We start from the raw sequence: 21,136 nt of genomic DNA, 5'->3' as shown, positions 1-21,136 counted from the left end.
TTATTGAAGCAATCTTAGGACATTTTGTTGAACTAGATTTGCTTGTGCCATAGCAAAGCTACCTGATTGTGCCAATATATTGTGCTTGCTAAATGTCGCACTCTCTGCGGCAAAATCCACATCTCTAATTAGAGATTCTGCTGCTTTTACATTTACTTGCGTAACAGATACATTATTTATTGTTGCGATAAGTTGGATTTGTGCTGAACCAATATCTGCTCTAATTTTATCAAGCTGCGCTCTTGCAGATTCTGCCATATCCATTACAACCATCGCACCTCTTAGACTTGTTACACCTGCACCAATACCATTGATATTTAATTGTGCTTGTGCGACATTTGCATTTGCTCCAGATGCAGAAGCGATATTTGCATCAAATTCACCTCTTAGTGCTCTTAGATTTACTGTGTATTCTGCTATTCCTTGTTCAGAATGGAATCCTACATGGCTATAATTCACACCAGATATAATAATATCTCTTGCATCTGTCCTAACCAAGCTTAAACGTCCAACTACTGCATGAGTATCTCCATCAATTCCAGTAAAGTTTCCACCGCCAAAGACTTCATGTCCTTCAAGTGTTTTTATACTAATTGCGCGTCCATCTATGCTTCTTAGATTCATTCTTCCTGTAATATCTGTAAATGCCTCAACCCCTGTTCTCTCTTTTACGGAATTGATTGCATTTATCAATCTTCCATCAGAATCATTTTTTCTAACATCATTTATAGCACCAATTTGGACACCATTTATTGTAAGCCCTCGAATTGTTCCAGACATAACAGCACTGCTTCCTGTTGCCATGACATTATATGATGCTCTCATACCAAGCTTATCTGAATATCTATTGATTACTTCACTTAGCACGCCTATACCTGTTCCTGCAGATGTAGAGATTTTAACAGTTTCTAATTCATAACTATTTACGCCATCTACTTCAATTGCTTTTAGTGCTACTTCTGTTAGATTGTCCTTGCCATTTTCTGGCTCCATACCAGAACCAGAAAATGATGAACTCTCCATTCTTACATGTCCTATTTTATCACTACTTGTTGGTCCTATGGAAGCTTTTATGGTAGTATTTGAATATGCACCAATTTGAAATTCTTTATTTGAGAAGCTACCAGATAGCATTTGTTGCCCATTGAAACTTGTTGTATTTGCAATATTATCTAACTCTTCTAGTAACCTTATAATATCACTTTGCAAAGCTCTTCTGCTTTCTGTTGTTTGCCCATCTTGTGCAGCTTGCACGGCTTTTGTTTTTATTGTGTCTAGAATCTTTAATTGCTCATCCATAGCTTTATCGGCAACTTGTATCATACCGATTGCATCATTTGCATTTCTAACAGCCTGCCCTAAAGCTTCTGATTGAGAACGAAGACTATCTGCGATAGCCATACCAGAAGCGTCATCCGCTGCTTTATTTAATCTCAGTCCTGAGCTAAGTTTTTCTAGTGAATTGTGGATACTTCTATTATTTTGCACACCTATTGTATGTGCATTTAATGCAGAAATATTTGTATTAATCCTAAAACTCATATTGCTTCCTTTGCTTTTAAAATTTAGCAATATAAAGCAAATAGTATTCCATTATTTTTTTAATTAAATTTTACTTGCAAGATTCTTTTGTGTTAAAATGCTAAATTTTTATAACAAATGCAAGGAAAATACTTGAAGTTAATAATAGTAGAATCGCCTGCTAAGGCTAAAACAATCAAAAATTTTTTAAGTGATGATTATGTAGTTATCGCTTCAAAAGGACATATTAGAGATCTTCCAAAATATAATTTTGGAATCAAAATAGATGATAAGCATTTTAATCCAGAATACGAAGTGTCAAAAGACCATAAAGATGTGATAGAACAAATCAAAAAATTAGCAAATAAAGCAGATGTCATTTATATCGCAACTGATGAAGATAGAGAAGGTGAAGCAATAGGCTACCATATAAATCAAATCATTAATAAAAATGTATCTTTTCCACGCATTGTATTTCATGAGATTACAAAAAAAGCAATATTAGATTCTCTTAAAAATCCTAGAGATATAAATATAGATATGGTAAATGCACAGCAAACTAGAAGATTACTCGATAGAATCGTAGGATTCAAGCTAAGTCCTCTTTTAAATCAAAAAATACAAAAAGGACTTAGTGCAGGTAGAGTGCAAAGCAGTGCATTAAAACTTGTTGTTGATAAGGAAAAAGAGATTAGAGGATTTAAACCAATTACTTATTTTAGTATTGATGCAGTTTTTAAAAATGGCAAGGACAAAGTAGAATCTATCCTAGTAGAATGGGAAGGGAAAAAGATAGATAAACTCACATTGCAAGATAAATTACAAGCACAAGATATACATAGATACATACAAGATTCTAGCTTTGTTGTCCAAGAAATAGATATAAAAAATAAAAAAGTATCCCCACCACCGCCATTTATGACTTCAAGTTTGCAACAAAGCGCATCTAGCAATCTTGGATATTCGCCATCAAAGACTATGCAAATTGCTCAAAAATTATATGAGGGTGCATTGAGTGATCAAGGTGTTATGGGGCTTATTACATATATGAGGACAGATAGTTTAAATATCGCTAAAGTTGCACAAGATGAAGCAAGGAAACTCATTGAAGAGAGTTTTGGAGAATCTTATATTCCAAAAAAACCAAGAATCTACACTACAAAGCAAAAATCTGCACAAGAAGCACATGAAGCCATTCGTCCAACAAGAATTGATTTTACTCCAAGTATCGCAAAAGATTATCTAAAAGGCGATGAGCTAAAACTTTATACATTAATTTATAATAGATTTTTAGCTTCACAAAGCAGTGATGCGATATTTGAATCTCAAAGTTTATTTATAAGTGATAAAAAAGCTGTATTTAAAGCTAGTGGCTCAAAGCTTATTTTTGATGGATTTCATAAGATTCTAGGAAGTGGCGATAAAGATAAGATTCTCTCTCCTTTAAAGAAAGGTTCTAATTTAGATCTTGATAAATGTGAGCTAAACACTCACCAAACAGAGCCACCAGCTAGATTCTCTGAAGCTTCACTTGTAAAAATGTTAGAAGGATTAGGTATCGGGCGTCCAAGCACATATGCACCAACAATAGCACTTTTATCTAATAGAGAATATATAAAGATTGAAAAAAAGCAGATTTTTGCTACGGATATATCATTTGTAGTCATTGATATGCTAGAGAAGAATTTTTTAGAGATTGTAGATTCTAGTTTTACTGCAAAGTTAGAAGAAAAGCTAGATAAAATCGCAGATTCTAAGCTTGATTGGCAAAGTGTTTTGTGGGATTTTTATGAACCTTTTAATAAAAAAGTAAGCGATGGTAAAACAAATATAGCTTCACTAAAAGTAGTAAAACAAACAGGAGAATCTTGTCCAAATTGTGGGAAAGAGCTTGTAATTAGAAATGGCAGATATGGTGAATTTATAGCTTGCAGCGGATATCCAAAATGTAAATATATAAAAGGAGAAAAAGAAAGCGATATAATCGATGAGAAATGCGAAATTTGCGGCAAGGATATGGTAAAAAAAGTCGGTAGATATGGCGAATTTATAGCTTGCAGCGGATATCCAAAATGTAAAAATATAAAAAATCAAAAACAAGTATCAAAAAATATATTAGAGGGAGTAAATTGCCCAATGTGTGGTGGAGATATCATAAAAAGATTCTCTAAAAGAAGGGCATTTTATGGTTGTTCTAATTATCCAAAATGTAATTTTATAAGCAATGATGAGCCAACAAATAATAAATGTGAGGAATGCGGCTATCTAATGGCAAAAAAAGAAACAAAAAGTAAAAAATATCTTTATTGTTTAAAATGTAAAGCTAAAGTTGATATAAAAGAATGATAAAAGAGATTTTATGAAAAAAGTATTTTTATGCTCAATTAGCAATGTAACAAGTGGTGCGTGCAAGGAAGATTGTGCATATTGCACTCAAAGTATAAAATACAATACAAATATAGCAGTCTATAAAAATAAACCAGAAGAAAAAGTTTTACAAGAAGCTAAAAGATTAGCAAAACTTGGTGCAAGTGGATTTTGTCTTGTTACTTCTGGACTTGGGCTAGATTCTAATAAATGCGATTATATAGCAAAACTTGCTTCAAGTATTAAAGCAGAATTGCCAAAAATGCTGCTTATTGCGTGTTGTGGCAAGGCTGACATAGAATCTTTAAAATATCTAAAAGCAAATGGAATAGATAGTTACAATCACAATTTAGAGACAGCTAAGAGCTATTTTGAGCATATTTGCACTACACATAGTTTTAATTCTAGATTTGAAACTTGTCAAAATGTTTTGAGTGCAGGCTTAAAACTTTGTAGTGGTGGGATCTTTGGTTTAGGAGAGAATATGAATCAGAGGATAGAGTTTTTAAAATCATTAGAAGAATTAAATCCACATAGCTCACCTATTAATTTTTTTATCCCAAACAAAGCCCTTCCTATAAAAGAGCAAGTAATAAATAGAGATGAGGCATTAGAGTGTATTATACTTGCAAGAGAAATATTAAGTGATTCTATTTTAATGCTTGCAGGTGGCAGAGAAGTGGTATTTGGAGAAAATCAAAAAGAAATATTTGATTATGGGATAGATTCTATTGTGCTTGGAGATTATCTCACTACAAATGGCGAAGTACCAAATAAAGATTTATTAATGCTTCAAGAATATAATCTAAAAATAGGTCATTTATTGCAAGATAGACAATGTTCTGTGAGTTAGATTTTTATAGAAATATTTAGATTCCATCCTAAAATCTAGGCTAAAGCAAAAAATAATTTGAATTTATTAAGAGAAATATTTTAGATTCTAACCCATAGGCTAGAATCTAGAGTTTTAAAAGGATCTTAGAATTTCACTGCTCCAGTAGTTGCAAGTGGGATAATTCTATTTGATCCACTTGGATAAGATTCTTTTAGTGCTTTACAAAATGTCCCAGCATTTCCGTGATTAGATAGATTGATATTTTCAGGTTTAAATTGTAGATTACCAGTTGTAGTATCTAGCACTATTACTGCTCCACAGCCACCAGTTGTATTTGTTGATCCTCCATTTTGTGTTACATTTCCAATTGGTTGGATCCCATTGTTTCCATTTGCACCATTTCCACCAACTTGCCATCTACCTCGATCAAGTCCTCCTGTATCTATCATCCACTCACCCCAAGAGCTAAATCCAGTAGGAGTTGATGCTGTAGGGTCTAGATTTTCTGCAAAAACTCTTGCAGGGATTGCTTTTAGTGTAGAGGCAATATCACTTCTTGCCATTGCCACTTGTGCATCTGTCCTTGTTGTTACAAATCTAGGCACAGCCACTGCTGCCAAAACTCCTAGTATAACGATAACAAATACCAACTCAATCATTGAGAAACCACTTCTTTTCATTTTCTTTCCTTTTTAAAAGATTTCTTAAATCCATTAGGATAAAAGTTAATGAAATTTAAACATTTTTTTTTTGAATATTTCCTTAAAAGCTAAAAATATTTATTTTTTATTTATAGTCATTTATTTTGTATTTTTTCTAGCCATTCTTTTAGATTTTTTTCAAAACCTATATCGCTCCAGCGGACAAATTTTATATCTTTTATATCATTTGGTAGATAATTTTGCTTTACATAGCCTCCAAAATTATGTGGATATTTGTAATCTTTATGAAAATGTGAAATATTATTTGGAACTTTATGATTTGGATTGTCTTTGATAAAGGCAATGGCGTCATCTATGGCTTTGTATGCTGTATTTGATTTTGGTGAGCAAGCTAGATAAATTACACATTGACTTAAAATTATTCTAGATTCTGGATAGCCTATTTTTTCTACTGCAAGCATCGTATTTGTCGCTATATTTAGTGCATTTGGATTTGCATTTCCTATATCTTCGCTAGCTAGTATCACAAGTCTTCTTGCTATAAATTCTGGATTTTCTCCTGCTACAATTAGTCTTGCTAGATAATACAAAGCCGCATTTTCATCGCTTCCTCTTATGCTTTTAATCATCGCAGATATTAAATCATAATGAGTAGAATCCTCGCTTATACCTTCATTTAGTGATACAGGACGGATTTGTTTTAGATTTTGGAGGTTTGGATCATCTTTTGAAAGTTCAAGTAGATTTAGCATAGCTCTTGCATCACCATTGCTTGTATTTATTATGTATTGTTTAGAATCTTCATCTATTTTTATATTATTTTTTTTGATTGCAAGTTCTAGGATTTCTAATAATTCAAGCTTATTTAATGCATAAAATTCAAATATCATACAACGCGAGCGAATCGCACTTGTAAGGCTTCTATAAGGGTTATAAGTAGAAGCTCCAAATATGATTGCATCAAAATTTTCCATTATAGGGAGCAGGACTTCTTGTTGATTTTTGCTAAGTCTATGAATTTCATCTATAAAAATTATAGGCTTTATTAATGTGCCTTTGTATTTTGCTATTTTATTTCTTAGCTCATCAATTTTTATTGAGGTTGCGTTAAATTCTATGAATTCACCGCCAAATTCATTTGCTAAGATTCTAGCAAGCGAGGTTTTACCAACTCCAGGAGGTCCATAGAAAAAACAATGCATTGGAGTATTGTTTTTTATCATATTGCTTATGGGTTTATTAACCCCAACTAAATGTTTTTGTCCTATAAAATCATCAATATTATTTGGACGCTCTTTTAATGCAAGCATTATTTTTTAAATATGATTACATCATAAGAATTTCGTTTTACTGATATACTATTTTTCTTATTATCTTGTTTATCAATAGAGCTCTGCAATTCTTCTATCGTAGAATCTAATTCATCTAATTTATCTTTTAATCGCAAGATTATATCAACACCTGCAAGATTTACTCCCAAATCTCTTGTAAGTCTAAGTATCGTTTTTATTTTGTCTATATCTTTTTGTGAATAAAGACGCATTTTTCCATCTGTCCTTCCTGGTTCTATCAACCCTTCTTTTTCATATTGTCTTAGAGTTTGAGGGTGGATTGATAGAATCCTTGCTACTACACTTATTAAAAAAACTGGTTCTTCATAGCTATGCATATTTACTCCTTTATTGTGGTAATTTTTCTTGCATAAGTTTTGATAATTTTTCATCAATTGTATCAATTGGCGGTAAAATCACATTTGTAATAAGCATCAAATCACCTATTTTATTTGTTTTTCTATCTTTTATACCTTGTTCTTTGATTCTTAATTTTTGATTATTTTTTGTATTTTGTGGAATTGTTAGCATCACTTCTTTATATGGAGTGCTGACTTTGATTTTTCCCCCAAATAATGCGATTTTAAGGGGAATATCAATAGTTTTATACAATACATTTTCTTTTATTTCATATTCACTTGATTGTGCAACTATCACTTTTAATAATAGATTCCCAGTTCTTCCACCGGCTTTTTTGCCTTTGTTTGCGATTCTAAGTGTTTCATTGTTTTTAATTCCTGCTGGAATCTTTATATCAAATTTTAAACCATTATTATTATAATGATAGCTTCCGCCAAGCAATGCACTCTCAAATGGAATTGTAATTTGATCATTTAAATCTAGAGCACTATCATCAAATCTATTATCAAATCCACCAAATCCTCCAAAGCTACCAAATCCACCAAAACTTCCACCACCAAAGCTACCACCGCCAAAACCGCCTTTTGCTCCACCACCAAATATAGAAGCCAAAATATCATCGATATTTACATTTTGATTACTTCTTGCAAAATCACTAAAGTTTTGCCCGCCAAACATGCTATCACCAAATTGATCATATTGTGCGCGTTTATTTTCATCACTCAATATTTCATATGCTGCATTTATTTCTTTAAATTTTTCTTCTGCACCTTTTTCTTTATTTATATCTGGGTGATATTGCCTTGCAAGTTTTCTATATGCTTTTTTAATATCATCACTTGATGCATTTTGTGAGATTCCTAATGTGTCGTATAGACTTTTATTCATCGCTTAATAATCCTTTTACTATTTTACTCTTTAGCGTAATTGTATCATAAAAGTTAAATAAATATACTAAAGTTTTTATATAAAATTAATTAAATGCAAATTTTATTTTAGCTAGAATCCAAAGAATTGTTTGTATTATTTAAGGATATTTATGCCACTAAAAGATATATTAGATTATGGTTGTTTAGGATTTCTTGGATTTTTAAGTATTATCGTTGTTAGCCTCATTTTAGAGAGATTGTATATTTATAGAAAAATTGATGTTGCTAGCTATGATGAAAAAAAGGCTTTAGAGATAGATTTGACAAATAATCTTACTTTGATAGCTACTATTGGTTCAAATGCACCATATGTAGGGCTTCTTGGAACAGTTGGTGGAATAATGCTTACTTTTATAGAAATTGGTAATAATGATATGGTAAATACAGGAGCTATTATGACAGGACTTGCTCTTGCACTAAAAGCAACTGCAATGGGGCTAATTGTCGCTATTCCCGCAATAGTTTCTTATAATTTATTACTTAGAAAGAGTGAAGTTTTACTTTTGAAATGGGATTTAATCCATCAAAATAATGATTATATGATTTAAGGAATATGTTTTGAAAAAGATAGATTCTCTTAATCTTGTTCCATTTATTGATATTGTTCTTGTTTTGCTTGTGATTGTGCTAACTAGTGCTACTTTTATATCTAGAAGTCACATTGATATTGATATTCCAAAAGTTGATAATGCAAATAGCAATACAAGTAAGATAGACAATGAAGATACAATTATTACAATCAATAAAAATGGAGAATTTTTCATCAATGATAAGATATTTGATATAGCAAATCTAGAATCTTTTATATCTAGGCTTCCAAAAGATTCTAGTATCGTGATAAATGGCGATAAAGAGAGTAATTTTGATAGTTTTATTATTGTTATGAATATGCTCCAAAAGCTAGAATATCAAAATTTGTTTGTACTTGTTCAAGATGATAATAAAAAATAAAAAGGTTTTTTATGATTGCTACAAATTATAACTTTGGACTTATTTTCTCTGCTGTGATCACTATGGCAGTTATTGTTATTGCAATTAGAATATATTTAAATATTGTCAATAGAAAATCAGATATAGGTAAGCCTGATTGGATGAGTGATAGTGAATTTGAAGATAGATTTGGCAAAAGAAAAAGATAATTGAAATGGTGGGACTATGATAAATATATTTTTTGTTGTAATAATGGTAATACTTGCAATCATTGATATTAGAAGTGCAAAAACATCAAATCATAAAAATTACAAATCAAGTATTATTTTGATTGGAATTCTAGGCGTATTAAGTGGAATATTGATAGGATTTTATGATATTGATATTGAAAATATTAAAGATTCTATACCAAATATTTTATATGGATTACAAATATCATTTTATACATTATTTGCAAGCATTACACTTGTTTTGATACTTGGCATGTATCAAAAATTTCTTGGATTCAAAAAAGAAAATAAAGAAAATCTTGATTTTATTACTTTGCAAATAAAAAAGCTAGATAAGCTAGATGAGCTTTTAAGCATTAATTCTACAAATCAAAATATCAAAGAGAGTTTGCAAGATATAAAAGATAGCTTAAATAAACTCATAGAATCTGAGTTTTTATCAAAAAATATAGAATCTATTCAAAATGGCTTTGAAATGCTAAAAGATTCCAATTCTAACAATACAAAACTCTTAATTGATAGAAATAAATCATGTTTTAATGATATTTTCGAGGTAAATACAAGACAAATTGAGCTTTTAAGAGATGCAAATACAAATCTAAAAAATATAATCGAGTCAAATAAAAATAATTTTTCAACTCTAAGCAAAGATAATCAAGCGATATTAGAAAAATTACAAGATTCAAATAAAGATTTTAAAGAAAGTTTCATTAGTAGCCTTACAAGCCTAAATACAAATTTTAATACACAAATAAAAGAGCTATCAAATAGTATAGATTCCACATTAAATCAAAGAATATCAAGCCTTATATCAAGCTTTACAAATACAATAAATTTGCATTTTAGCGAGAATTTTAAGCGATTTAATAATGGTATAGATAGCTTAATAGAATGGCAGGAAAAACACAAAAATGATTTATATGCATTAAAAGAAAATATAGAAAAACAAGCAAAATCACTAGAGAAGTTAAATGCCATCACGACAAATATCATTAAAAGAGATGAAGGTATGACTACCTTGTATAATGAAGCAATAAAGATTCTAAGAGAATATAGAATTGAGAATAAAAATCTAAGTGAAAAACTAAAAACAATAAGTTCATTTGGCACAAATGCAGTAGCTACACTAGAATCTATGAATAATTTTTTTGATGATTTAAATAAACATTTAAAACAGACAAATGCAAATCTAATAAATAATACAAAAAATATCATCGATAATGTCTTTTTAGATATTACAAAAGAATTTGAATCTAAAAATAAAGCCATGATAGATTCTATAAGCTCTAGAAATATTTCACTAATGACACTTTTAGAATCTATGGCAAAAAATATAGATTCTATAAATTTATCCACTAATAATAAGATTCAATCATCCATAAAAGAGACAAACAATCTTGGTGTAATAATGTTGCAAAACAATAAAGATATCTATGAAAGCTATAAAAAGCTAGGCAATGATATCGAGCTAAATTTAAATTCAATTAGTAAATATGCAAGTGAAACTATGAATGATATAAATAAAAGCGGGATAAAGCATTTACAAAGCATATCAAAATCGTATTTTGATGATATGTCAAATTTGCAAAATACATTATTAAACAATATGTCAAATTCTATTTATTCTAATCAAGAAATGCTAGATTCTGCTATCAACAAGCTTTTTAATAAATATTTAGAAACATTAGAAGAAATTACTTTATCGAATTCACAAGCCCAAATTGAGCTAAGTCGCACAAGCATAGAAGATATAAAAGTCCTAAATAGCGAAGTATCACACCATATAAAAGAAAATGCTTTATTTTTAAATAAATCAAATATAGAGATTTTAAATATTGTTGAGTTTTTGCAAAAAGAGATTAAAGATTCTATTAAAAATAGCAATACTTTGCAAAATATAGCAAAAGAAAATATCAAAGATATAGAAAAATCTCTTCATAATAGTAGTGAGAGTTTTAAGAATGATTATGAATGGTTTTTACGAAGGATTAGAGATATAATAGGGCAGAGGATATAAAATATTGCTAAGTAATTCCTTTCAAGATTGCTTGTAAAAAAGTAGGCAATAAATAACATTAGATAAGTTAAAAGAGCCAGATTCTCATTTTAGATAAAGCTTAAAGATAGCAAGGAGAAATGATGCAAAAAGTCGAAATTTTAGTTTTAGATTTTGGGAGTCAATACACGCAGTTAATTGCGCGGCGGTTGCGTGAGGCGGGCGTATATACCGAGATTGTCCCTTACTTTGAAAAGTTAGATTCCATAAAAGCTAAGAATCCGCGTGGGATTATCCTAAGTGGAGGACCTGCGAGTGTGTATGAAAAAGACGCCTACAAGCCTGATTCTAAGATTTTCACGCTTGGAATCCCAATTTTAGGAATCTGCTATGGAATGCAGTATATCGCGGATTTTTTCGGTGGACGTGTAGTCAGAGCAGAGGCACAGGAGTTTGGCAAGGCGGTGCTAGAGATTATGGAATCCTATGCGGATAAAGATTCTAAAGTTTCATCTTATCTTACATTTCAAGGTGCGTCTCAAGGCACACAAGCACCGATGAACCTTACTTTTACGCTTTTTAGCCACAGCAAGTTTCCTCAAATGCTAACAGCCTTGCTTGATTTATGGGAAGATTCTGTGCGAGCAAGCCATACTTTTTTAAACAATCAGCACATTGCAGAGATTAAAATAGAAGTCAAAGCAGCACTCAAAAGCTCCCAAAATATCATCACTGCGACAGATAAAAAGGATTTTTTGGGCTTTGTTGGTGTGGAAGACAATAAGATTGAAATGCTTTTTGTGGCGTCAAGTGCTTTTAGAAAAGGTGTGGGTAAGGCATTGCTTAAAGAAGCATTGGAACGATACTTAAAAGATTATCCTTGCATTTTGGTGGATTGTAACGAGCAAAATGCGCAAGGCTTGGCATTTTATAAGTCTTTGGGCTTTAAAAAAATAGGAATGAGCGAAAAAGATTCCGCAGGGAGAGACTTTCCTATTGCGCATTTAAAAACAGATAAGACAACATTAAAAAAAGCACTTGAAAGAGAAACTAGCGATTCTGTGGCAAATGCTTTTGTGTGCGAGAGTGAGCGCGTCTTTTTCCGTCCTTATACACAGGCGGATTTTGCGGCATTGCATAAAATTGTGAGCAATAAGCAAACAATGTATGCGTGGGGGCACGGCTTTAGTAAAAAGGAAAGTGAGGAATGGCTAGAGAAGCAATTAGCGCATTATCAACAATATGACTTTGGAATCTGGGCGATTGTGGAGAAGCAAAGTGGCAAGATTATCGGTAATGCGGGGCTAAATTATGCAGAGATAAACCTAAAGGGCAAAACTCAAAAAATCGTAGAAATCGGCTATCTTTTGCACCGCGATTTTTGGAACAAAGGCTATGGAAGCGAAGCGGCTAGAATGTGCGTAAAATATGGCTTTGAAACTTTGGGATTAGAGGAAGTGTATTGCCTCATCAAAGAGGATAATACCGCTTCAATCAAGGTAGCAAAAAGGCTTAGTATGCAAAAAGTGGGGGAATATCCTAAACCCTATAAGGGCAAAAAAATTAATCATCTTGTTTTTAAACTTGACAAAAATGTATGGCAAGGATTAGAGAGCGGCACGAACACGCAAGGGCTTGGAGCAAACACACTCTTTAAAAATGTGAAGCAAGATTCTATCGTGTGGATGAGCCACGCAGATAAGGTGGAATCTATCCCGCAAGGATTTAGAGAGCTTGCAAAATCGGGTAACACGCATTATTGCGCCATTGCAGATTTTAAGAGGGGTATTTATGCCTTGCAGTTTCACCCCGAAGTCGTGCATAGTGAGTGTGGGGGGCAAATTCTAAAGAATTTTGCAGTAGGGATTTGCGGGGCGGATACAAGTTGGAATATGCGGAATTTTGCACAAAATGAAATTGTAAAACTGCGTCAAATCGTGTATGGAAGCGGGGTTAGGCAATGTGTGAATCCTGTCTTTAAGGATATAAAAGAAGCTTTTGAAGAAATAGGCAAAGCGCAAGCGATAAAAAAGCTCCTTAAAATTTGGGAAGATTCTGTAAGAGCCACGCAAGAAGTGAGTGAGGAATTTATCACCCACAGACGCAAAGAGATAGAAAAAGATTATATTGCAAAGGCAGAGGAAATACTGATATGCACGACAACAGAGGAGTGGCTAGGCTTTATCGCGGTGCAAAAAGATGAAATTACTTTGCTTTTTATCGCTCCGCAATATTTTGGCAAAGGGATTGGCAAAGCATTACTTAAAGAGGCTTTGAATCGGCATTTATACCCATTTGAAAAAATCAAACTTAATAGTCGTAAGCAAGCCCTCTCTTATTATAGCGAACTAGGTTTTTACAAAGTAGGAGAACCCTTTTGCGTTGGAAATTATCGGGAGATTATGCTAACGCCTATGGAGGTAGCAAGGGAGGACTTAGAGTGTGCTTTGGAATCCCTAAGGGATTCTTTGCATTTTATCACTCTTGTGGAATCTTTTAAGCAAGTTGGGAAAAAGCAAGCGATTCAATATCTTGTCTCTATTTGGGAGCAGGGTGCAAGAGCCACCCACAAAGATTTAAGCGAAGATGAAATTGCGGGTATGAGAGAAGAGATACGGGAGGATATTTTAAAATCCAACAATCTACTTATAGCGCAAAAAAATGGGGAATGGCTAGGCTTTATTGCAGTAGAAAAAAATGAAATTATATTGCTTTTTGTCGCTCCAAAAGCCTTTAAAAAAGGTATAGGCAAAGCACTACTCAAAGAAGCATTTATGCGGTATTTAGGTGCATTTGAAGTCATAAAGGTTAATAGTCTTGAATGGGCTTTAGGATTCTATCAAGCTTTAGGATTTGCAAAAACAGGGAAAAAGCCTACCTATGAGGGGTGTGTTAGTGCATTTTTGTCCGAATTAATGTCTCTAAACATTACGCGTGAGAGTTTGCAAAAGTCTTTAGGGCTTGAGGTGCAAGATTCAAATGAGGGTGTGCGTGAAAAGGTGCGTTGCCCTTGGGCTACCGATAAGGACGAGGTGGCGCGTAAATTGTATGAAAATTATCACGATGATGAGTGGGGAGTGCCACTGCACGATGATAGGAAACTTTTTGAGTTTTTGATTTTAGAGGGCTTTCAAGCGGGGCTTAGTTGGATTACGATTCTTAAAAAACGCGAGAGTTTTAGGGCAGCATTTGATGACTTTGATTACCAAAAAATTGCCGCTTATGATGAAAGCAAAATAGAATCTTTAATGCACAATGAGGGGATTATCCGCAATCGCGCCAAAATAGAAGCCGTGATTATCAATGCTAAGGCGTTTATGGCTGTGCAAAGGGAGTTTGGAAGCTTTGATAAGTATATTTGGGGCTTTGTGGGAGGTAAGTCGATTATCAACGCTTTTGAAAGCATTGCAGATTTACCTGCTTCTACACCGCTTTCGGATACAATCGCTAAGGATTTGAAAAAGCGTGGGTTTAAGTTTGTCGGCACTACGACTATATATGCGTTTATGCAGGCTATTGGAATGGTGAATGACCACCTTACCTCGTGCTTTAGGCGCAATTCGTCTTTGGGTATGCAATGCGATAAGGTTTTGGATTTTTCGCAAGGCACGGACGCCAAGTCCGCTAACCTTACAAAAAATCCAAAAAACTTACACAGCCACACTGCAAATACTAGAATTGTGGATTCTCAACATACAGAATCTAGCGATACTAAAATGCAAAGTCATTTAGAATCTAGTGCAGATTCAGGTTCGGCAGTATCTTTGAGGGATTTTAAGGGTTGTGAAGGTGCGACACGAGGGAGTTACCTTGAGGGTAATGACCAAGCACCGAGCGAACAATCCGCTAAAAGCACCAAAAAGCCAACGCCTTCTAAGGTTTTGTGTGCGGTGAGTGGAGGGGTAGATTCTAGCGTTGTTGCAGCGTTGCTTTATCGTGCCATTGGGGACGACCTTATTCCTGTGTTCGTAGATACCGGGCTTTTACGCAAGGGTGAGAGAGAGGCAGTGGAGAAAATGTTTAGAGAGAATCTCAAAGTGCCACTAATCACTGCAGACGCTAGTGCGTTGTTTTTAAGCCGCCTTAAAGGTGTGATTGAGCCAGAGAAAAAGCGTAAAATCATCGGTGAGACTTTTATTGAAGTCTTTGAAAAAGAGGCAAAAAAGCATAATGCAAAGGGCGAGATAAAATTCCTAGCACAAGGCACACTTTATCCTGATGTAATAGAATCTGTGAGTGTGAAGGGTCCTTCTAAGACGATAAAAAGCCACCATAATGTCGGTGGGTTGCCGGAGTGGATGAGGTTTGAACTCATTGAACCTTTGCGGGAGCTTTTTAAAGATGAAGTGAGGGCGTTAGGGCGAGAACTTGGAATGCCCGAATCTATGCTAATGCGCCACCCATTCCCGGGACCCGGACTTGCTATACGCATTATGGGAGAGGTGAATAAGGCGGATTTAGATTTGCTGCGCGAGGCGGATTCTATTTTTATAGAGGAACTGCACAAGCAAGGCTATTATGATAAAGTGTGGCAGGCGTTTTGTGTGCTGCTCAATGTGCGGAGCGTGGGCGTAATGGGAGATAATCGCACCTATGATAATACAATTTGTGTGCGTGCGGTGGAAGCAATTGATGGAATGACAGCGACTTTTGCACATTTACCCCACGATTTTTTAGAATCTGTGAGTAATCGCATTATCAACGAAGTAGAGGGCATTAACCGCGTAGTGTATGATATAACTTCTAAACCCCCGGGCACGATTGAGTGGGAATAGTAAGTTATGTTTAAAGAAATACTGAATGGTGATAGTTTGCAAATATTGAAAAAGTATATTGCTGATGAATTAATAGATATTATTATTACTTCTCCACCTTATAATGTCGCACATAAATATGAAAATTATAATGATGATTTAGAATTTGAATCTTATCTTAACTCAATGCGTGCAATATTTAAAGAATGTTATCGTGTCTTAAAAATAGGCGGTAGAATATGTGTAAATATTCCTTTTGCTGTAAAAAACAGAGAATCTAAACAAGTGCGATTTCTTTCTGTATATATAACGCAAATTCTTAATGAAATTGGCTTTAATGAGTTTGAGTTGATTTCTTGGCACAAAGGCAAAGACATTAAACATTTTCAGGGCAATAATACCGCGTGGGGAAGCTGGAAAAGCCCTTCTTGTCCTTCATTTAGACCTCTTGGAGAATCTGTTTTAGTGTTTTATAAGGGAGAGCGGACACATAAAGGAAACTCTCAAGATATAGATATTTCTAGTGAAGAATTTAAAGAATGGACAAAAAATGTATGGTATTTTGATAAGGAGAAAGAGCAGGGGTTTGAAAATATTTTGTGTGCAAGTAATAACGCTAAAAAAGATTTGCACCCCGCACCGTATCCCGAAGAACTGATTGAACGATTATTAAAAATTTACTCTTATAAAAATGATATTGTGTTAGACCCGTTTAATGGAACAGGCACAACAACTTATATGGCAAATCTTTTAAATAGGCAATTTATTGGTATTGAACTCTCTTACAAGTATTGCGAAATTGCAATCAATAGGTTGCAAAATAAATCTTTATCTATTCTAAAAAGTTTCCCCGATAAGATGGCAAATTTAGTTAATAGCGATAACACTTTAGATTCTCTAAACGAAGTTTTCCCTTATAAAGAAGCTTTTAGTCCTTACTTGATAGAGCAATTGCAAAATAAATTCCATTGCTCTATACAATCACTGTATGACCCTTTTTGTGGTGTTGGTTCTAGTTTTTTAAATCCACAGATAAAACAATGTTTTGGGTTTGATACTTCACCTTTTGCTATCAATGTAGCAAAGGCAAAATTAGAAAAACTAGATTCTAAAAAATTGCAAAAAGCAAAAAAGATTGCAGAGAATTTTCAATTTAGCAACAAAAGTTATCCTTATCCCAAATGGGAATCTTTTAGTAAATATGCCAATAAAAAGCAATTTAATATCATAATAGATTTTATAGAATCTTTTAAGGGTTTAGATTCTAAAGTCTATCATTTTGTGAGGTTTTTAGTATTTTGCAATTTAGAAAAAATATTAAATTATAAAAAAGACGGTAATGGTATAAAATTTAGAGAATCTAAAATTAAAGATACGCAATCTTATCTCAAAGAGCTTACCTTAAGGGCTTTTGAATTAAAAAAAGAATTTGATAGTAAAAACACTAAAATTTTAATGTTGGAAAATCTTTCGTCTATTACTCATAAACTCAAAGATAAAGTTGATTGTATTCTTACTTCCCCTCCTTATGCAAATTTATTTGATTATTTTGAAATTTATAAAATGGAATTATGGAGCAGTGGCATTATCCAAAATTATGAGGATTGGAAAAAGCTTAAAAAATCTGCTTTGAGAAATAATAAAAATGCCAACTTGCAAAAAACAGATAATATCAACAATGTTTTATTAGATGAAACACTTGCAATTCTTAAAGATAGAAATTTGGAATCTAGCACGCTCATAATGCTTGCAAATTATTTTTTTGATATGCAAAAGGTTTTAAGAAATTGCTTTGATATTCTTAAAAATAATAGATTTTGTTTTATTGTGGTAGGAAATTCTTGTTATAGGGGAGTGCCGATAAAAACAGATGAAATCTTAGCACAAGAGGCACAAAAAGTAGGCTTTAAATGTGTGGAAGTCATTGTAGCCAGAAAGCTTAAAACTTCAAGCCAACAAATGAAAATCCTAGATTCTAAATCTAAATTTTATTTGAGAGAAAGTATTATTGTATTACAAAAGGAAAAGTGTTGAAACAAGTTAATATACGATATAAAAGGAAAAATACAGAATTATTTTTCGATTCTTTCAAGCATTTTAAGCATAATTTATCTAATCTCATAGGGGTAGAGCTACCCACGCTTTGCCAACTTGGTGTTGAGAGGTATTTAAACCTCATTTCTACTAATTATAAATCAAAATACCCAGATATGAGGAAAATTGGCTTGATAGAATATGATAAGCCGAGTGATTTTGCTTTTAAGCTAACACCTGAAACAAATGTTTTTATGAGAAATTCACTTTTGAATCAAAATGCTTACGATGAAAATGATTTAAGAGCAGGAAGAAAAAATATAGATTCTTTACCACCCAACCTTTTGATTCGGTCTTTTGCAGATTCTGATCTATTAGATTTTTATCAGTATGAAATATTAAAGCTGATTCTCTCGTATTACGACACTGCAGATTTAATCCGTCCTTATTTGGCACTTTTAAATTTTATAAGGACTTATAATATTCAAATGCTTGATAAAATTCTATTGCAAAATATTCTAGCCCAAACAAAAGAAAATATTTTATTAATGCGATATGATGATAACGCCTTTGATAATCTTGATTTAGACACTCAAGATGAATTAAAGAGACCTATTTCATATATTTATAATTTTTTACAAACTGCTTTAGTGATAGATTCTAATTATAATATAATTGTTGATTTTAATTTTGTAGATAGACTACAAATTGAAATGAATAATATTGTTTTTTCTCAACCAACTCCTATCCAAAATAATTCTCGCCCTGCAAGAGAACAAAGGCTATTTCGAGAAAATGTTTTAAAAGCCTACAACTATCAATGTGCTATTACGGGACAAAGTATTTTTATAGACAATAGGGTATTGCTTGAAGCAGCACATATTATTCCTTATAGAGATGGCGGCTCATTTGCAGTATCTAACGGAATAGCTTTAAGCTATGAAATGCACAAAATGTTTGATAACGGATTGTTTGGATTTGTTTATGATGAAAGTAAAAATTTAAGAATTAAAATTTCTAGCTCTCATAGAATTGCTGATAAATATGGAATCTTAAATAGCTTGGATAATCGTATTATTTCCATTCCACATAAAGAATCAGAAAAGCCCGATTCTTTAGCGGTAGAATATAACCTAGAAAAGTATCTATTAATATAGCAACATTGGGAGTAAAGTGAGAACAGAATAAATGACAGCTCAAGCACATTTAGATAGAATCCAAATGGTGAATCAAGGTAGCTTTTACACACCGAGCTGTATTGTGCAGATTGCTTATCAAATGCTTGCAGATTCTATCAGTAATCTAAAAGATTATATTTTGCTTGATAGCTCTTGTGGTTATGGCAGCTTTTTAAATTTAGAGGGTTTTAAGCAAAATATCGGTGCAGATATTGATAGTGTTGCCCTATCAAAAGCAAAAGCATATTTTAAAGATTCTTATATGAAGCCCTTATTTATCCATACTAACGCACTCGCCGATGTCCAAAGAGACAAATTTAGCCTTACAGAATCCGATAAGCTCATTATTATTGGAAATCCGCCCTATAATGACAAAACCTCTATCGTGCAAAATCACCTTAAAAGCACAGATTCTAACCCTGTGGATTCTCATCTTAAAGCACGAGATATAGGCATTAGCTTTTTGCGCTCATTTAATATATTAAAAGCTGATTATATCTGTGTGCTTCATCCGCTTTCTTATTTGATTAAAGAAACAAACTTTAAATCCTTAAAAAACTTTACTAAACACTATCGCTTATTGGATTCTACAATTATTAGCTCACAAATCTTTTGCCCTAAATCTTTGGGATTTTTTCCTATTGTCATTGCCTTGTATGAAAGGGACAATCAAGGAATGGATTATGATTTTATTTGTAATTTTACTTTTAAAACTCGTGAGGGCAAATCTTTTAAGCTCAATGATTTTGATTTTATCGCAAGATACATTGATAAATATCCAAATAAAAAGCGGGTATGCGAAGCTGAAAAAGTGGCAATGTTTTATACTCTGCGCGATATTAATGCCCTCCGCCGCTCTAAAACATTTATAAGCAAAAATATTGCAAATGCGGTGTATGTTACACAAGATAAATATAGCCTTTATTGCTATGTTGATGTGTTTAAGCAAATCATCAAGCATATTCCTTATTATCTAGGAAATTGTGATATTTTCATAGATTTTAAGAAATTTCAAGCCTTAGAATCTGCATTTATCAAAGCAAGTGAAAGCAAGAATCTAAGTGAGGATATAGTGCAGTATTTCAAAGATTTGTTAGGGGTGCATTATGAGGATTGAGGGTTTGGAAAATAATAAAATTCGCATAGAGATTCCGCTTACAACACAAAGCGGTAAGATTAGAGTAAAGACAAGAAATAGTTTTTATGAATATGGAATCCCAACGGCAACAAAACAAATTCCATTCTCACAAAAGCATTATATTGAATGGCAAATCGGCTATGATGTGGATAAAAGCGATAAAGAAAAACTTGTTTTAAGCACCTTGCAAGAGACGCATTTTGTAGGAGCAAATGGGAAAAATAAGGCACTTTATGAGCTAAGTGAATATTTATATTATTTTGTGCAGTGGGGGATTATCAACAAGGCAGAGATCGAAAATCTTTGCGCATTTTTACAAAGTCTTAAAAATGAGGATTTTATAGACAGCAGAGAGGATTTACAGATTTTTAGAAGCCACCCAAAGCAGAAGCAAATTTTAGACATAGAATTTTATGTAAGTGAAGTGAAATATCCGCTTTTAGTTCATAAATTTGGTAATTTTGATGTGCTGGTTGAAATCATCATCAAAGAAAAGCAAAGAGCTATAGGAGTGCAACCTATGCTTTATATGTGCTTTCCTATCACAGAATTAGAATCTAAGGAGAATATAGGTTTTCTTGGAAGAGTTGCTAGGGCTAAAGAATGTGGGATTTTGTCATTAGATGCTAGACATAAGACATTTGTGTTTGAGTGTTTTAAGATTTTTGGAATCTTAAGCAAGAATCACAATTACGATGTGTTAGAGATTTTGAGGGTTATTCAAAATGGATAGAAATAAAATAGAGGGCATTAACCGCGTAGTGTATGATATAACTTCTAAACCCCGGGCACGATTGAGTGGGAGTGAGAAGTTGAAAAATAAGTGCCGACACTTAGAAGTGCAGAGTCATAAAGCAATTTATATGTATTA

General features: G+C 32.9%; 16 protein-coding genes and 2 pseudogenes. 13 read left to right on the top strand and 5 right to left on the bottom strand.

The features are described from left to right. Complete coding sequence (locus tag CQA42_RS02445; RefSeq protein ID WP_115583093.1) at nt 1-1,542, bottom strand: flagellin B; 1,542 nt, start codon at nt 1,540-1,542, stop codon at nt 1-3. Between the two features lie 132 nt (nt 1,543-1,674). On the opposite strand from CQA42_RS02445, the gene topA reads away from it, so the two are divergent. Both topA and CQA42_RS02435 read left to right on the top strand, forming a co-directional pair. Continuing rightward, on the top strand, nt 1,675-3,867 hold the full coding sequence (gene topA, locus CQA42_RS02440; protein WP_258865532.1) for a type I DNA topoisomerase: 2,193 nt from the start codon (nt 1,675-1,677) through the stop codon (nt 3,865-3,867). Nucleotides 3,868-3,880: 13 nt separating this feature from the next. Further along, nucleotides 3,881-4,741 carry a biotin synthase gene (locus tag CQA42_RS02435; protein ID WP_115583091.1) on the top strand — a complete coding sequence of 287 codons (861 nt, stop codon included), beginning with the start codon at nt 3,881-3,883 and terminating at the stop codon, nt 4,739-4,741. A gap of 125 nt (nt 4,742-4,866) precedes the next feature. Here CQA42_RS02435 and CQA42_RS02430 read toward each other — a convergent pair whose 3' ends face one another. From CQA42_RS02430 to CQA42_RS02415, 4 genes are all read right to left on the bottom strand, one after another. Beyond that, nucleotides 4,867-5,403: a type II secretion system protein gene (locus tag CQA42_RS02430; RefSeq protein WP_115583090.1), complete on the bottom strand. Its 537-nt coding sequence runs from the start codon at nt 5,401-5,403 to the stop codon at nt 4,867-4,869. A 116-nt stretch (nt 5,404-5,519) separates the two neighbouring features. Continuing rightward, complete coding sequence (locus tag CQA42_RS02425) at nt 5,520-6,695, bottom strand: replication-associated recombination protein A (RefSeq protein WP_115583089.1); 1,176 nt, start codon at nt 6,693-6,695, stop codon at nt 5,520-5,522. After that, on the bottom strand, nt 6,695-7,054 hold the full coding sequence (locus CQA42_RS02420; RefSeq protein ID WP_115583088.1) for a heat shock protein transcriptional repressor HspR: 360 nt from the start codon (nt 7,052-7,054) through the stop codon (nt 6,695-6,697). The genes CQA42_RS02425 and CQA42_RS02420 overlap by 1 nt, the downstream gene beginning before the upstream one ends. Nucleotides 7,055-7,064: 10 nt before the next feature. Further along, on the bottom strand, nt 7,065-7,964 hold the full coding sequence (locus CQA42_RS02415) for a DnaJ C-terminal domain-containing protein (RefSeq protein ID WP_115583087.1): 900 nt from the start codon (nt 7,962-7,964) through the stop codon (nt 7,065-7,067). 151 nt (nt 7,965-8,115) lie between these two features. Between CQA42_RS02415 and exbB the strand changes: the two genes are divergently transcribed. From exbB to CQA42_RS02355, 11 genes and pseudogenes are all read left to right on the top strand, one after another. Then, the gene (gene exbB / locus CQA42_RS02410) at nt 8,116-8,553 is read left to right on the top strand and encodes a TonB-system energizer ExbB (protein ID WP_115583086.1); all 438 of its coding nucleotides are present in this window, start codon (nt 8,116-8,118) and stop codon (nt 8,551-8,553) included. Nucleotides 8,554-8,563: 10 nt separating this feature from the next. Beyond that, nucleotides 8,564-8,956, top strand: coding sequence for a biopolymer transporter ExbD (locus tag CQA42_RS02405; RefSeq protein ID WP_115583085.1), 393 nt, complete (start codon nt 8,564-8,566; stop codon nt 8,954-8,956). Nucleotides 8,957-8,967: 11 nt separating this feature from the next. Continuing rightward, nucleotides 8,968-9,144 carry a hypothetical protein gene (locus CQA42_RS08240; protein WP_181881462.1) on the top strand — a complete coding sequence of 59 codons (177 nt, stop codon included), beginning with the start codon at nt 8,968-8,970 and terminating at the stop codon, nt 9,142-9,144. A 16-nt stretch (nt 9,145-9,160) separates the two neighbouring features. Beyond that, a complete protein-coding gene (locus CQA42_RS02400; RefSeq protein WP_115583084.1) occupies nt 9,161-11,182 on the top strand; it encodes a hypothetical protein in 2,022 nt (673 codons plus the stop codon). Between the two features lie 122 nt (nt 11,183-11,304). Further along, a pseudogene (locus tag CQA42_RS02395) lies at nt 11,305-11,641 on the top strand (glutamine amidotransferase-related protein); the annotation flags it as partial. Then, nucleotides 11,638-14,703 (top strand): annotated as a pseudogene (locus tag CQA42_RS08415) (GNAT family N-acetyltransferase); the annotation flags it as partial. The pseudogenes CQA42_RS02395 and CQA42_RS08415, both read left to right, overlap by 4 nt. Continuing rightward, the gene (gene guaA, locus CQA42_RS08350) at nt 14,683-15,936 is read left to right on the top strand and encodes a glutamine-hydrolyzing GMP synthase (RefSeq protein ID WP_309544419.1); all 1,254 of its coding nucleotides are present in this window, start codon (nt 14,683-14,685) and stop codon (nt 15,934-15,936) included. The pseudogene CQA42_RS08415 and the gene guaA, both read left to right, overlap by 21 nt. Nucleotides 15,937-15,942: 6 nt before the next feature. Then, nucleotides 15,943-17,949 (top strand): DNA methyltransferase, encoded by a 2,007-nt coding sequence (locus CQA42_RS02370; RefSeq protein ID WP_115583083.1) that lies wholly within the window; start codon nt 15,943-15,945, stop codon nt 17,947-17,949. Further along, complete coding sequence (locus CQA42_RS02365; protein WP_181881461.1) at nt 17,943-19,106, top strand: HNH endonuclease; 1,164 nt, start codon at nt 17,943-17,945, stop codon at nt 19,104-19,106. The genes CQA42_RS02370 and CQA42_RS02365 overlap by 7 nt, the downstream gene beginning before the upstream one ends. Before the next feature lie 31 nt (nt 19,107-19,137). Then, a complete protein-coding gene (locus tag CQA42_RS02360; RefSeq protein WP_115583081.1) occupies nt 19,138-20,244 on the top strand; it encodes an Eco57I restriction-modification methylase domain-containing protein in 1,107 nt (368 codons plus the stop codon). Then, the gene (locus CQA42_RS02355) at nt 20,234-20,998 is read left to right on the top strand and encodes a R.Pab1 family restriction endonuclease (RefSeq protein WP_115583080.1); all 765 of its coding nucleotides are present in this window, start codon (nt 20,234-20,236) and stop codon (nt 20,996-20,998) included. Before CQA42_RS02360 ends, CQA42_RS02355 begins: the two co-directional genes overlap by 11 nt. The last annotated feature ends 138 nt before the right edge of the window (nt 20,999-21,136 follow it).

The organism is Helicobacter sp. MIT 99-5507, from assembly GCF_003364295.1.
Classification (GTDB): Bacteria; Campylobacterota; Campylobacteria; order Campylobacterales; family Helicobacteraceae; genus NHYM01.
This window is presented reverse-complemented; position numbering and strand designations above follow the sequence as displayed.

Bases quoted from the DNA above. Each gene is read 5' to 3' on its own strand.
- CQA42_RS02445 (WP_115583093.1), bottom strand. From the start codon at position 1,542: ATGAGTTTTAGGATTAATACAAATATTTCTGCATTAAATGCACATACA.
- CQA42_RS02435 (WP_115583091.1), top strand. From the start codon at position 3,881: ATGAAAAAAGTATTTTTATGCTCAATTAGCAATGTAACAAGTGGTGCG.
- CQA42_RS02430 (WP_115583090.1), bottom strand. From the start codon at position 5,403: ATGAAAAGAAGTGGTTTCTCAATGATTGAGTTGGTATTTGTTATCGTT.
- CQA42_RS02425 (WP_115583089.1), bottom strand. From the start codon at position 6,695: ATGCTTGCATTAAAAGAGCGTCCAAATAATATTGATGATTTTATAGGA.
- CQA42_RS02420 (WP_115583088.1), bottom strand. From the start codon at position 7,054: ATGCATAGCTATGAAGAACCAGTTTTTTTAATAAGTGTAGTAGCAAGG.
- CQA42_RS02415 (WP_115583087.1), bottom strand. From the start codon at position 7,964: ATGAATAAAAGTCTATACGACACATTAGGAATCTCACAAAATGCATCA.
- exbB (WP_115583086.1), top strand. From the start codon at position 8,116: ATGCCACTAAAAGATATATTAGATTATGGTTGTTTAGGATTTCTTGGA.
- CQA42_RS08240 (WP_181881462.1), top strand. From the start codon at position 8,968: ATGATTGCTACAAATTATAACTTTGGACTTATTTTCTCTGCTGTGATC.
- CQA42_RS02400 (WP_115583084.1), top strand. From the start codon at position 9,161: ATGATAAATATATTTTTTGTTGTAATAATGGTAATACTTGCAATCATT.
- guaA (WP_309544419.1), top strand. From the start codon at position 14,683: ATGGTGAATGACCACCTTACCTCGTGCTTTAGGCGCAATTCGTCTTTG.
- CQA42_RS02370 (WP_115583083.1), top strand. From the start codon at position 15,943: ATGTTTAAAGAAATACTGAATGGTGATAGTTTGCAAATATTGAAAAAG.
- CQA42_RS02360 (WP_115583081.1), top strand. From the start codon at position 19,138: ATGACAGCTCAAGCACATTTAGATAGAATCCAAATGGTGAATCAAGGT.
- CQA42_RS02355 (WP_115583080.1), top strand. From the start codon at position 20,234: ATGAGGATTGAGGGTTTGGAAAATAATAAAATTCGCATAGAGATTCCG.